Annotated in this window: 13 protein-coding genes; 9 read left to right on the plus strand and 4 right to left on the minus strand. The window is 73.2% G+C overall.

The window, feature by feature from the left end:
• Nucleotides 1-16 precede the first annotated feature (16 nt).
• The 5 genes from IF00_RS0132070 (at nucleotide 17) to IF00_RS0132090 (ending at nucleotide 4114) form a co-directional block, all read left to right on the plus strand.
• A complete protein-coding gene (locus IF00_RS0132070; RefSeq protein ID WP_030324161.1) occupies nucleotides 17-703 on the plus strand; it encodes an ABC transporter permease in 687 nt (228 codons plus the stop codon).
• Between the two features lies 1 nt (nucleotide 704).
• The gene (locus tag IF00_RS0132075; RefSeq protein WP_030324163.1) at nucleotides 705-1406 is read left to right on the plus strand and encodes an ABC transporter permease; all 702 of its coding nucleotides are present in this window, start codon (nucleotides 705-707) and stop codon (nucleotides 1404-1406) included.
• Between the two features lie 6 nt (nucleotides 1407-1412).
• On the plus strand, nucleotides 1413-2420 hold the full coding sequence (locus tag IF00_RS0132080) for an ABC transporter substrate-binding protein (protein ID WP_030324164.1): 1008 nt from the start codon (nucleotides 1413-1415) through the stop codon (nucleotides 2418-2420).
• 130 nt (nucleotides 2421-2550) lie between these two features.
• Nucleotides 2551-3630 carry a hypothetical protein gene (locus tag IF00_RS0132085; protein WP_030324166.1) on the plus strand — a complete coding sequence of 360 codons (1080 nt, stop codon included), beginning with the start codon at nucleotides 2551-2553 and terminating at the stop codon, nucleotides 3628-3630.
• 64 nt (nucleotides 3631-3694) lie between these two features.
• Entirely contained in the window at nucleotides 3695-4114 is a 420-nt protein-coding gene (locus IF00_RS0132090) for a GNAT family N-acetyltransferase (protein WP_078944927.1), read from the plus strand.
• Between the two features lie 179 nt (nucleotides 4115-4293).
• Here IF00_RS0132090 and IF00_RS0132095 read toward each other — a convergent pair whose 3' ends face one another.
• Both IF00_RS0132095 and IF00_RS0132100 read right to left on the minus strand, forming a co-directional pair.
• Complete coding sequence (locus IF00_RS0132095; protein WP_030324169.1) at nucleotides 4294-5436, minus strand: NADH-quinone oxidoreductase subunit D; 1143 nt, start codon at nucleotides 5434-5436, stop codon at nucleotides 4294-4296.
• Nucleotides 5437-5440: 4 nt separating this feature from the next.
• Nucleotides 5441-6574, minus strand: coding sequence for an SAM-dependent methyltransferase (locus IF00_RS0132100; protein WP_030324170.1), 1134 nt, complete (start codon nucleotides 6572-6574; stop codon nucleotides 5441-5443).
• Between the two features lie 97 nt (nucleotides 6575-6671).
• On the opposite strand from IF00_RS0132100, the gene IF00_RS0132105 reads away from it, so the two are divergent.
• From IF00_RS0132105 to IF00_RS0132115, 3 genes are read left to right on the plus strand one after another with little or no spacing between them, the layout of a single operon-like run.
• Nucleotides 6672-7880 carry a sensor histidine kinase gene (locus IF00_RS0132105; RefSeq protein ID WP_030324171.1) on the plus strand — a complete coding sequence of 403 codons (1209 nt, stop codon included), beginning with the start codon at nucleotides 6672-6674 and terminating at the stop codon, nucleotides 7878-7880.
• A gap of 18 nt (nucleotides 7881-7898) precedes the next feature.
• A complete protein-coding gene (locus IF00_RS0132110; protein ID WP_030324173.1) occupies nucleotides 7899-8576 on the plus strand; it encodes a response regulator in 678 nt (225 codons plus the stop codon).
• Between the two features lie 18 nt (nucleotides 8577-8594).
• Nucleotides 8595-9206, plus strand: a complete 612-nt coding sequence (locus IF00_RS0132115) for an AAA family ATPase (RefSeq protein WP_030324174.1) — start codon at nucleotides 8595-8597, stop codon at nucleotides 9204-9206.
• Nucleotides 9207-9288: 82 nt separating this feature from the next.
• On the opposite strand, the gene IF00_RS0132120 is transcribed toward IF00_RS0132115, so the two are convergent.
• Nucleotides 9289-10371 carry a DUF5937 family protein gene (locus IF00_RS0132120; protein WP_245234693.1) on the minus strand — a complete coding sequence of 361 codons (1083 nt, stop codon included), beginning with the start codon at nucleotides 10369-10371 and terminating at the stop codon, nucleotides 9289-9291.
• 152 nt (nucleotides 10372-10523) lie between these two features.
• On the opposite strand from IF00_RS0132120, the gene IF00_RS0132125 reads away from it, so the two are divergent.
• Nucleotides 10524-10730, plus strand: coding sequence for a hypothetical protein (locus tag IF00_RS0132125; protein ID WP_030324178.1), 207 nt, complete (start codon nucleotides 10524-10526; stop codon nucleotides 10728-10730).
• A 53-nt stretch (nucleotides 10731-10783) separates the two neighbouring features.
• Here IF00_RS0132125 and IF00_RS0132130 read toward each other — a convergent pair whose 3' ends face one another.
• Nucleotides 10784-11941 (minus strand): threonine aldolase family protein, encoded by a 1158-nt coding sequence (locus tag IF00_RS0132130; protein ID WP_030324180.1) that lies wholly within the window; start codon nucleotides 11939-11941, stop codon nucleotides 10784-10786.
• Nucleotides 11942-11945 lie beyond the last annotated feature (4 nt).

The following is an 11945-nucleotide window of genomic DNA, read 5'->3' on the forward strand; positions in this document are numbered from 1 at the left end:
CCGGGGGGAGGGACGGATGAGCGCGCCGAACTGTCTGGTCACCAACGACTGGATCTGCGGTGAGTATCTGCGGACCCGCTCCCAGGAGTTGACCGAGGCCACGCTCCAGCATGTGGGAATCACGGTCGTGTCCGTGCTGATCGCGCTCGCCGTCGCGGTGCCGCTCGCGCTGCTCGTCCGGGCCCGACCCCGCTTCGCGGGCCCCGTCCTCGGACTGACCACCCTGCTCTACACGGTGCCGTCGCTCGCCATGTTCTCCCTGCTGCTGCCCCTCTTCGGGCTCTCGTCGGCGCTCGTGGTCACCGGCCTCGTGCTGTACGCGCTGACGATCCTCGTGCGGAACACCCTCGCGGGACTGGCCGCCGTGCCCGCCGAGACCAGGGAGGCCGCCCGGGGCATGGGGTACGGCTCGCTGCGCCTCCTGTGGCAGGTCGAACTGCCGCTGGCGCTTCCGGTGCTGATGGCGGGGATACGGATGGCGACGGTCTCCACGATCGCGCTGACGACGGTCGGTTCGGTCGTCGGCCGCGGCGGCCTCGGCAACCTCATCGAGGACGCGCTGCCCACCTTCTTCAAGGCGCAGATGCTCGCCGCCTCGGTGCTGTGCGTCCTGCTCGCCGTCGCCGCCGACCTGTCGCTCCTGGGACTCCAGCGGCTGCTCACGCCGTGGACCCGGATACGGACCGCGCCGGGAGGTGGGTGAGATGGGCGTAGTGACGGATGCCTGGGGCTGGCTCACCACCGGCGCGCACTGGACGGGTGAGGAGGGCATCGGGCAGCGGCTCGCCGAGCACGTGTACGTGAGCGGGGCGGCGTTGCTGATCGCCGCGGCGCTCGCGCTGCCGCTGGGCCTCTGGCTCGGCCACCTCGGCCGGGGCGGGGCCCTGGCGGTGAACGTGTCGAACGTCGGGCGGGCGATCCCCGTCTTCGCGGTCCTCGCCCTGTTCATGGTGTCCCCCCTGCGGAACGCCGGATACGTGCCGACCGTCGTGGCCCTCGTGCTGTTCGCGACACCCCCGCTCCTCACCAACGCGTACGTGGGGATGCGGGAGGTGGACGCGGCCGCGGTACGGGCCGCGCGGGGCATGGGCATGACCGGTGGGCAGCTGTTCCGGCAGGTCGAACTCCCGCTGGCCCGGCCGGTGGTGATGACCGGAGTGCGCTCGGCCGCGGTGCAGGTGGTGGCCACGGCGACGGTCGCGGCGATGGTCGGCCAGGGCGGCCTGGGCCGGATCATCACGGCCGGCTTCGCCACCTACGACACGGCGCAGGTCGTCGCGGGCGCGGTCCTCGTGGCCCTGCTGGCTCTCCTGGTGGAGGGCGTCCTGGTGGGCGCGGACCGGCTGCTCTCTCCACGTTTCGGGCAACGACTCGATCAACGATTCGATCAACTGGGCAAACGCTGACTGGGGATGGGTGATCTCGTGAACAGGGTCTCGCGTATCGCGGGCGCGGTGCTGGGGACGGCGGCGCTGACCGTCGCGCTGGCCGCGTGCGGAGGTGACAGCCTGGAGGAGGGCAGGAAGAAGGGCTCGGGAAGCTCCGGGGACGCCGGGAACTCCGGCGGCGCGGAGAAGGGCTCGCTGGTCGTCGGCGCGGCGGCCTTCACCGAGGCCAAGGTGCTCGCCGAGCTGTACGCCCAGGCGCTGCGGGACGCCGGATACTCCGTATCCGTCACCACCGTGAAGAATCGCGAGCTGTACGAGCCCTCGCTGGAGAAGGGCGAGATCGACGTCGTCCCCGAATACGCGGCGACCATCGCGGAATTCCTCAACGCGAAGGTGAACGGGCCGAAGGCGCCCGAGGACAAGCCGGTCGCCTCCGGTGACGCGACGGCCACGGTCGAGGCGCTGCGGAAGCTCGCCGAACCGCGCGGCCTGAAGGTGCTCGCGGTCGGAGAGGCGGTCGATCAGAACGCCTTCGCGGTGACGAAGGAATTCGCCGAGAAGAACAAGCTGAAGACGCTTTCCGATCTCGGCGGTTCGAAGCTGAAGGTGAAGATCGCCGCCGGTGACGAATGCGCGGTGCGGCCGTTCTGCGCGCCCGGTCTGAAGAAGACGTACGGGATCGACGTGACGGGGATCGACCCCAAGGGCGTCGGCACCCCGCAGGCCAAGCAGGCGGTGAAGGACGGGGTGGACCAGCTGGTCCTGACGACCACCACGGACGCCACCGTCGACAGCTACGGCCTGGTCTTCCTCGAGGACGACAAGAAGCTGCAGAACGCCGACAACGTGCTGCCCGTGGTCAACGCCAGGGACGCCGGTTCTCCTGAGATAGCCGCCGCCCTGGACAAGATCACCAAGGTGCTGACCACAGCGGATCTCGCCGAACTCAACCGCAAGGTCGACGCCGAGCGGGCGAAGCCCGAGGACGTCGCCAAGGAGTATCTGGAGACGAAGGGGCTGCTCAAGAAGTAGGCGTCGGGTGAGGGGCGTCGGCGCGAAACGGAACCGGAACGGTGGATATCCACTTCTGGTGACGAGAAGTGGCCAAGAGATTGCCGGGCCGACGCCCCACACGGCGCCTACGCACGGTAAATTTCAGGCCATGCCACGTGGACGCCACCGCCATTCCCCGCCTCTGCACAAGCTGCTGCCGCCCTCCGCGGTCGCCGGCGCCGCGGTCGTGTGTGCCGCGGCCGCCTGGCTGCCCGGTGACCTGATCGTCGTACGGTTGCTCGCGGCCGCCGCGGCGGCCGCCGCCGTCACCGGTGCCGTCCTCATGCGCAGTTGGGACCGGAGCGCCGGACTCCGGGTCGCCGAGCTCGACCGGGCCCGCACCGCCGACCAGTGGAAGTCCGAGGAACGGGTCGCCGAGCTGGAGTCCGACCTCGAGGAGGCCCGCGCGCTCCGCTCCCGGCTCGACGCGAAGCTCCGCGCCAAGCGGGTGGAGCTGGCCGGGCTCCGTGGCGAGCACGCCGATCTGCTCCGCCGGTACGCCACGGCCGAGACCGAGCGGGCCAGTGCGCTGGAAGGCGCCCGCGTCCTGGCGCTGGAGTCGACGTCCGGCACGGCCGGCGACGTCAAGGCACTGCCCGCCGGGGGCTCCGCGCCCACCCCCGAGGCCTACCGTCTCGCCGCCCAGGCGCTGCGGGACCTCCCGCGCAACGCCGCGGCCCAGCAGGCCCGTCGCACCACCGAGGCCGCCCGCGCGCGCGACCTCGCCGAGCGGGCCCGTGAGACGGAGGAGCCGCAGGGGAAGCACGCGGCGGCCGCCGGAACCGAGCACAGCCGACCGGCCGCCGCCCTCGCGCTCCCGTCCGCGTCCACGAAGGTCCCGGCGGTGCCGACCGCGTCCGCGATCGTCCCGTACGCGGCCCGCAGGCCCGTCCCGCGTCCCGAGGGCGGCTTCGACTTCTTCGGTACGCAGAAGGCGGCGGCCGCCATCGAAGCGGTGCAGCACACGGACCTCGCCGACGTCGTCGGGGAAGAGGTCCTCGAGGAGGCCCTGGCGGCGCAGACGGCGCTCGGCGCCCCGCTGCTCACCCCGGTCAGCCCCACGGGGACGCCGGTGAACCCGCTGACGCCGGCGCAGGCGCAGGCGGTCGGCCAGGTCATCGACCTGACGGCCCACGACGAGACCGAGCAGCTCGATGTGGCCGAACTGCGCGGAGCGGTGAACTCGTGACGTACCGCCTCACCGACCTCCCGGCCGGTGAGGCCGCCGGGCGCCGTGACGAACTGCTCGCCCTGTGCGCCCAGGCCTTCTGCGGCGCTCCCTGGCACGAGCCGCCGCTCGGCGCCGTGCGCACCGTGAACCGGCTGTCGACTCGGCCGCGCGGAGGGACGACTTCACCGCGGTGGTCGCGCTCGACGCCGACGGCGCCCTGCTGGGGTTCGCGGCCGGCTGGACCGACACCGTCCTGACCGGCGGCGAGACCGCCTTCGAACTCGCCGAACTCGTCGTCGTCCCGGGTCAGCAGGGACGGGGAATCGGCCGCGGCCTCCACGACGCCCTGCTCGCGGCCGTGAAGCCCGGGCCGTCCCTCCTCATGACCCTCGACGTACCGGAACTGACGGACCGGTACGCGCGCTGGGGCTGGACGGTGGCCGACCGGCGCCGCCCCGGCAAGGAGGAGCGGGACTACGTGGTGATGCGCCGGGAGCACTGACCCGGTCGGCCGCAACCCCGGGCCCAGGGCCGGGACGCAGCCCCGGCTCCCCGGTCAGGGAGACAGCACAGGGCCCGAGTCAGGGAGACAGCACAGGGCCCGAGTCAGGGAGACAGCGCCGGGCCGGGGTCAGGGAGACAGCGCCGGGCCGGGGTCAGGGCAGCACAGCCAGATCCCCGCTACTTGTCGATGTCGCCGACGACGAAGAACAGCGACCCCAGGATCGCCACCATGTCCGCGACCAGCGTCCCCGGCAGCAGTTCCACCAGCGCCTGGATGTTGTTGAACGACGCCGAGCGCAGCTTCAGCCGGTACGGGGTCTTCTCGCCCTTGGACACCAGGTAGTAGCCGTTCACGCCGAGCGGATTCTCGGTCCACGCGTACGTGTGGCCCTCGGGCGCCTTCAGCACCTTCGGCAGCCGCTGGTTGATCGGCCCCGGCGGCAGCTCCGCCATCCGGTCCAGGCACGCGTCCGCGAGGTCCAGGGAGTTGTGCGTCTGCTCCAGCAGGCACTCGAACCGGGCCAGGCAGTCGCCCTCCTCGCGCACCGCGACCCGCAGGGTGTCCTGGAGCTCCCCGTAGGCCAGGTACGGCTCGTCGCGGCGCAGGTCGAAGTCGACGCCCGAGGCGCGGGCGATGGGCCCCGACACCCCGTACGCGTGGACCGCCGCCGGGGACAGCACGCCGACCCCCCGCGTACGGCCCCGGAAGATCTCGTTGCCGAGGACGAGCCGGTCGTACACGTCCATCCGCGAGCGGACGTCGGCGACGGCCTGGCGGGCCCGGCCCAGCCAGCCGGCGGGCAGGTCCTCCTTGAGGCCCCCGACCCGGTTGAACATGTAGTGCATCCGGCCGCCGGAGACCTCCTCCATCACGGCCTGGAGCTCCTCCCGCTCCCGGAAGGCGTGGAAGACAGGGGTGATGCCGCCCAGTTCGAGGGGGTAGGAGCCGAGGAACATCAAATGGTTGAGGACCCGGTTCAGCTCGGCGAGGAGCGTACGGGTCCACACCGCGCGCTCCGGGACCTCCATGCCCAGCATCCGCTCGACGGCCATGACCACGCCGAGCTCGTTCGAGAAGGCGGAGAGCCAGTCGTGACGGTTGGCCAGCATGATGATCTGCCGGTAGTCCCGCGCCTCGAAGAGCTTCTCCGCACCGCGGTGCATATAGCCGATCACCGGCTCGGCCTCCCGCACGACCTCGCCGTCGAGCACGAGCCGGAGCCGGAGCACTCCGTGGGTCGAGGGATGCTGCGGCCCGATGTTCAGCACCATGTCGGTGCTCTCCGCCGCGCCGCCGATGCCGACCGTCGTCTCCGTCATGCGGTCAGTATCCCCCCTGCCCCGGAGGCGTCGTAGCCCCGCCCGGGACCCGCCGGGTCAGCCAGAGGAAGTCGCCGAGACCGCCGCGGGCGGTGAGCTCGGCGGCCTCCCCGGCGGAGGAGAGGGCACGGACGTACGCGACGGGATCGGTCGAGGCGAGCGAGAGCGGCGGCCGCCCGCCGGACACCCCGAGCCGCCCCAGCGCCTCCCGCTGTGTGACCAGCTCGGCCCCGCGAGGCCCGCCCTCGCCACCACCCCCACCGTCGCCGACCGCCGCCGCGCACGCGTCCAGCGCCACGTGCGCGGTCAGGTCGCAGCTGCCGTCCGGGACCGGCGGGACCTCCCGGCCCGCCCGGAAGCCGGTCAGCGAGCCGAAGGGCGGCCGGGCGTCCCGTACGTGCGCGTAGTCCACGGCCACCGCGCGGCCCGCCGCCAGCGAGGCCACCGCCGACGCCCAGGCCTCGTCACGAGGCCGGCCGATCTCGGCCCGCGCGCCCGGCTCCCGCAGCGGCCACCAGCGGGCCAGCCACTCCGCGTCCGCGCCGGACACGGGACCGCCGAGCCGCTCCGTGCCGTCCGCGCGGACCTCCACGTACCGGGCCGTGCCCTCCGCGTCCGCCTCGGCGACGTCGACCGGCACGTTGTCGAGCCACTCGTTCGCGAAGACCAGCCCGCGCACGCCCCGGGGCAGCCGGTCGGTCCACTCGATCCGGGGATCGAGCCCGGCGGGCCGGTCCGCTCGCTCGACGGCGTACGCCCGGACCGTCAGGCCCCTGGGGATGCCGCCCGCGCTGTCGCCGGCGATGCCGCCCGGGATGCTGCCCATGGCGCCGTCCGCGATGCCGCCCGTGAGCCCGCCCGGGGAGTCGCCGCCGCTCCCGATCGCGGTGAGTACTCCCGTGAGCAGCTCCCCCCGCCCCGCGCCCACGTCGACGAGGTCGACCTCGGACGTTCCCAGTTCCTCCGCGACCTCGGCGAGCAGCCGGGCCACCGCCGTCGCGAAGAGCGGGGAGGCGTGCACCGAGGTGCGGAAGTGCCCCGCCGGCCCCTCGGGCCGCAGATAGAAGCCTCCGGGGCCGTACAGCGCCCGTTCCGCGGCCTGCCGCCACCCCTGCCACTGACACGTCTCATCCGTCACGCGCCCCAGTCTCCACCTCGGGGAGTACGGGTCCCGCGCCAAGGATCGATCCCACGGTTGATCCCTGCACCTATCTCCCTTCCCTACTCTGGGTGACGTGCAGCGCCTTTACGACTTCATCCGCAGACACCCCACGGGCGTCGACACCTTCTGGGCGGTCGTCCTCCTGGGGTTCTCCATGCTGTGGGTGGTGTCGGCGGGCACGGGCTCGGTGGAGGGCCACCCCGTCGGGTACGCCCTCGTCGCCGTGCTCTTCTCCCTGGTCGTGGCCCTGCGGCGCCGCGCCCCGGAGAAGATGCTGGTCCTCTCCGTCGGCCTCGGGCTGGCGCAGCTCGCCTTCGGCCTGACGCCGTTCATGGCCGACTTCGCCATGCTCGTGATCATCTACACCGTCGCCGCGCACGACGGGCCCCGCTGGGCGTCCCGGCTCGCGCTGGCCGGAGGGCTCTCCGCCGCGACGCTCTCGCAGGTGAGATGGCCGGTGGACGGCCCGCAGTCGGGCGCGGCCCAGGTCTTCTTCACGGTCATCATGACCGTGCCGTTCGCGCTCGCCTGGGTCCTCGGCGACTCGCTCCGCACCCGCCGCGCCTACTTCGCGCAGCTGGAGGAGCGGGCCTCCCGCCTGGAGCAGGAGCGCGAGGCCCAGGCCAAGGTCGCGGTCGCCGCCGAGCGGGCCCGGATCGCCCGCGAGCTGCACGACGTCGTCGCGCACAACGTGTCGGTGATGGTGGTGCAGGCCGACGGCGCCGCGTACGTCATGGACTCCTCCCCGGAGACCGCCAAGCAGGCCCTGGACACCATCTCCACCACCGGCCGGCAGGCGCTCGCCGAGATGCGCAGGCTGCTCGGCATCCTGCGGACCGGTGAGCACCAGGAGGCCGGGGAGTACGTGCCGCAACCCGATGTGAAGCAGATCGAGGACCTGGTCGAGCAGGTGCGGGGAGCCGGTCTGACGGTGGACTTCGCGATCGAGGGGAGCCCGCGCCCGCTGCCCAGCGGCGTGGAGCTCACCGCGTACCGGATCGTGCAGGAGGCCTTGACCAACACACGCAAGCACGGCGGTCCTGACGTCGGCGCCAGCGTCCGGCTGGTGTACTTCGACGACGGCCTCGGACTGCTCGTCGAGGACGACGGCCGGGGAGCGCCGCAGGAGATGTACGAGGACGGGGGAGCCGACGGCCGGGGCCACGGTCTGATCGGCATGCGGGAGCGGGTCGGCATGGTCGGCGGCACGCTGGACGCGGGCCCGCGTCCCGGTGGAGGCTTCCGGATCAGCGCCCTTCTCCCTCTCAAGCCCGCTCACTGACGACCCCGAAGGAATCTGATGTCCATCCGCGTGATGCTTGTCGACGACCAGGTGCTGCTGCGCACCGGTTTCCGCATGGTGCTCGCCGCCCAGCCGGACATGGAGGTCGTGGCGGAGGCGGGCGACGGGGTCGAGGCGCTGGAGGTGCTGCGCTCGACGGCGGTCGACGTCGTGCTGATGGATGTGCGCATGCCCAAGCTCGACGGGGTGGAGACGACCCGGCGGATCTGCTCCCAGCCGGACGCGCCGAAGGTGCTGATCCTGACGACCTTCGACCTCGACGAGTACGCGTTCTCGGGGCTGAAGGCGGGTGCGAGCGGCTTCATGCTGAAGGACGTGCCGCCGGCGGAGCTGCTCGGCGCGATCCGCTCGGTGCACAGCGGTGACGCGGTGGTGGCGCCCTCGACCACCCGCCGGCTCCTCGACCGCTTCTCGCCGATGCTGCCGTCCTCGGGCCGGGAGCCCGAGCGCAAGGAGCTGGGACGGCTCACGGACCGGGAGCGCGAGGTGATGATGCTGGTCGCGCAAGGCCTGTCGAACGGCGAGATCGCCGCCCGGCTCGTCCTCTCCGAGGCGACCGTGAAGACCCATGTGGGCCGCATCCTGACCAAGCTGGGCCTGCGCGACCGTGTCCAGGTCGTCGTCCTCGCGTACGAGACGGGCCTGGTCCGGGCGGGCGGCGGCGCGGCGGGCTGAGCGGGAGGGGCGCCGGCGATGCTGCTGTGGATCAACGGTCCCTTCGGCGGGGGCAAGACGCAGACCGCGTACGAGCTCCGGCGCCGGTTGCCGGGCGGCGTGGTGTGCGACCCGGAGCACATCGGCTTCGGGCTGCACCGGACGCTGCCGTCCGCGCTCAGAGGCGACTTCCAGGACCTACGGGCCTGGCGGCAGGGTGTGCACGAGGTGCTGGACCTGGCGCTCCGGCGGTACGGGCACGGGCCCGTGATCGTGCCGATGACGCTCACCGACCCGGCGTACTTCGCCGAGATCGTCGGCAGGCTGCGCGCGGACCACGGCGCGGACCGGGTGCGCCACGTCGCGCTGCTCGCCGAGCGGGAGACGGTCCTGGGGCGGCTGGCGGAGCGGGGTCTCGGGCGGGGGCTGAAGCGGGAGAGCTTCGCCGTGGCCAAGCTGGACGAGTGTCTGGGGCGCTTGGCGGGCCCCGAGTTCGCCCACCACCTCCGTACGGACCGGCTGACGGTCCCTGAGGTGGCCGACCGGGTCGCGGAGCTGGCCGGACTGCGGCCCGAACCGAACACGGACGGGCCGCTGCGGCACCGGCTGCGGCGGCTCCGGGTGGGTCTCTCCCACATCCGTTTCGACTGAGGGGCCGGCCGGGCCTCGGCGTGAACGGCCTGCCCCGGCGTGAACGGCCGGGCCGCCGGGTCGGATCGGGCCGGGCCGATTCCTACCGCAGCACGCTCTCCAGGAAGTCGCTGCCGAGGCGGGCGACGACCGTGACGTCCAGCTGGTGGAGGACGTACCGGCCACGGCGCTGGGTGGAGATCAGGCCCGCCTTCTTCATGACGGCGAGGTGGCGGGAGACCTCGGGGGCGGAGATGCCGTAGATGGCGGCCAGCTCGCCCGTCGTGTACGCGCCCCGGGCGAGGCTGCGGCTCAGCCGCATCCGCATCGGGTGGGCGACCGCCTCCATCCGCAGGGTGACCGTGCCGACCGGGACGCCGCCGCCGAGGTCCCGGGTGGGGACGGGGTACTGGATGACCGGCTGCCAGCCCGGGGCGTGCAGGGCGATGAGGTGAGGCCAGCCGAAGGCCGTCGGCAGGAGCGTCACTCCGGAGCCCTCGGCGCTGGTGCGGGCGTGACCCAGTTTGTCGACGACGATGCGGGAGCCCGCCGCGTCCTCTTCCAGGACCATCGCGGCGGAGGCGTCCGCGACGGCCTCGGCCAGCCCCTTGCGGCGCATCAGTTCCGTCTTGTGGCGGGCGTCGGCGGCGAGCTGGACCCGGACGCGCTGCCAGGTGTCGGCGAAGAAGGCCTCGTCGCAGTCTTCCAGGAGTCGCCGGATCCACGCGCGCGTACCAGGTGGGTCGGCGAGCATCCGTTCGACGAACGCGGCCTGCCGCGGCCCCCGCGCGGCGGCCAGGTCGAGGGCGCGGCGCCGCATCCGTTCGTCGACGAGCGGGGAGGGGGCGCCGTCCGCGTAGTGGCTGGCGCAGGAGATCTCCAGGGCCGACGCGACGTATTTCTCGTCGTCCATGCGGTCGAGGTCGTCCAGCTCCTCGGCGAGGGTCTCCCGGGGCCGGGCGGGCAGCAGGATGTCGGAGCGGGTGGAGCGCCACATGAAGTCGGCCTCGTGGAGCCGGTCGGCGAGCTCGGGCTTGAGGGCGGCGGAGGTCGTGGTGGTCCAGGCGTGGAGCCTGGCATGGTGCGCGGGCTCGGCGAGGGCGTGCAGGGCGGCGCCCAGCTCGCCCAGCGGCGAGGGGCAGAAGGCGATCCGCTCGTGCGGCAGTCCGGTGATGTCGATGGTCACGCTCACCCGTCCATGGTGCGGGGTGGGACGGGGCCGCTGTCGCGTCGTTTGACGGGTGCCGTCAATCGTCGCTCCGGGCGGGCCGGGCCGCCGTTTGACGGGTGCCGTCAATCGTCGTGCCGAGGCGTCGGGACACGGCGCACGGTGAGGACATGAACGCGCTGCATCAGTACCTCTTCGACACGTACCGCGCCGCCCGGACCGGTGAGCCTGTGCCGCCGGCGCCCGGCACCCACGACGTCGCCGTCCTGCGGTCGGTCCGCGACCGGCGCCGCTTCGAACGGGTCCTGGCGGGACGCCCGGCGCGGGGCGGCCTCCGGACCGCCCTGCGCCGCCGGATGCGCCCGCGCACGCCCTGAGCTTCCGGGCACCTGTCAGCGCCCGGCGCACCTCTGAGCCCCGTCCCCGAGCCTCAGTCCAGTCGGGACATGAACTCGCGTACCGCCGCCCTCACGTCCTCCGTCGTCCACTCGAGGCCCGGTCCCGCCACCGTCAGCTCCGTCACGGCGACCCCGGGCGGGCCGCCCGCGCCCGGGGTGAACCAGCGGCGGAAGAGGACCGTGCCCGTGGCCTCGGCCTGGGCCAGGGACGCCGCCGTCAGCCTGTCGGCGTCGTACGGCAGCCAGACCTGGAACTGGTGGGTGTGCGGGGTCTCGGGGTGGACCCGGAACCACCCCGTGCCCGCCTCCGCGAGCGCCTCCCGGACCGCGGCGGCCACCACGCGCGCGTGGGTCACGTACGAGGGCAGCCGGGGCAGCTGCTCGTCCAGGCCCCGGAGCGCGGAGAGGGCCGCCGGGTACTGCTGGAAGACCTGGCCCCCGTACCGGTGCCGCCACACCCTCGCCTCGGCCATGACGTCCTCGGGCCCGGCGAGCACGGCGCCCGAATGCCCGCCGAGCGACTTGTAGAACGAGACGTAGACGCTGTCGGCGAGCCCCGCGATCTCCGCGAGCGTACGGCCGAAATGCGTCGGACACTCCCAGAGCCGCGCCCCGTCGAAATGGACCACGGCGTCGCGCTCGCGGGCCGCCTCCACCACCGCGGTCAGCTCCTCCCAGGACGGCAGCACGAAGCCGGCGTCCCGCAGCGGCAGCTCCAGCATCAGCGTTCCGAAGGGTTCCGGATGGTCCCGAACCTCCTCGGCCGTCGGCAGCCGGGGCGCGTCGGTGGGGTGGACGGTGCGGAGCCCGGAGACGGCCGCGAGCGCGCCGCCCTCGTGGACCTCGGGGTGGGCGAGCGGGTGGAGGGCGACGACGGGGCTGCCGGTCCGCCCGGCCCAGCAGCGCAGGGCGACCTGTTGCGCCATCGTGCCGGTGGGGAAGAAGACGGCGGCGGGGAGGCCGAGCTCCTCGGCGACGCGTCGCTCCAGCTCTTCGACGAGCCCGTCCCCGTAGGTGTCGAGCGGTCCCTCGCCGTGGCCGGAGGACTCGGCCCAGTCGGCGAGTTCACGCAGCCGCGTGCCCACCGTGCCGTCCACCTGGGTGCGCCACAGCGTGCGGTCGGCGCCGCCCCAGACCTTCGCCCGGTAGAGCCGGGCCGCTTCCTCGTCCACAGGGTCAACAGGATCCATGCAG

Origin of the sequence: Streptomyces flavochromogenes, assembly GCF_000717595.1 — a bacterium.
GTDB classification, from domain to species: domain Bacteria; phylum Actinomycetota; class Actinomycetes; order Streptomycetales; family Streptomycetaceae; genus Streptomyces; species Streptomyces flavochromogenes.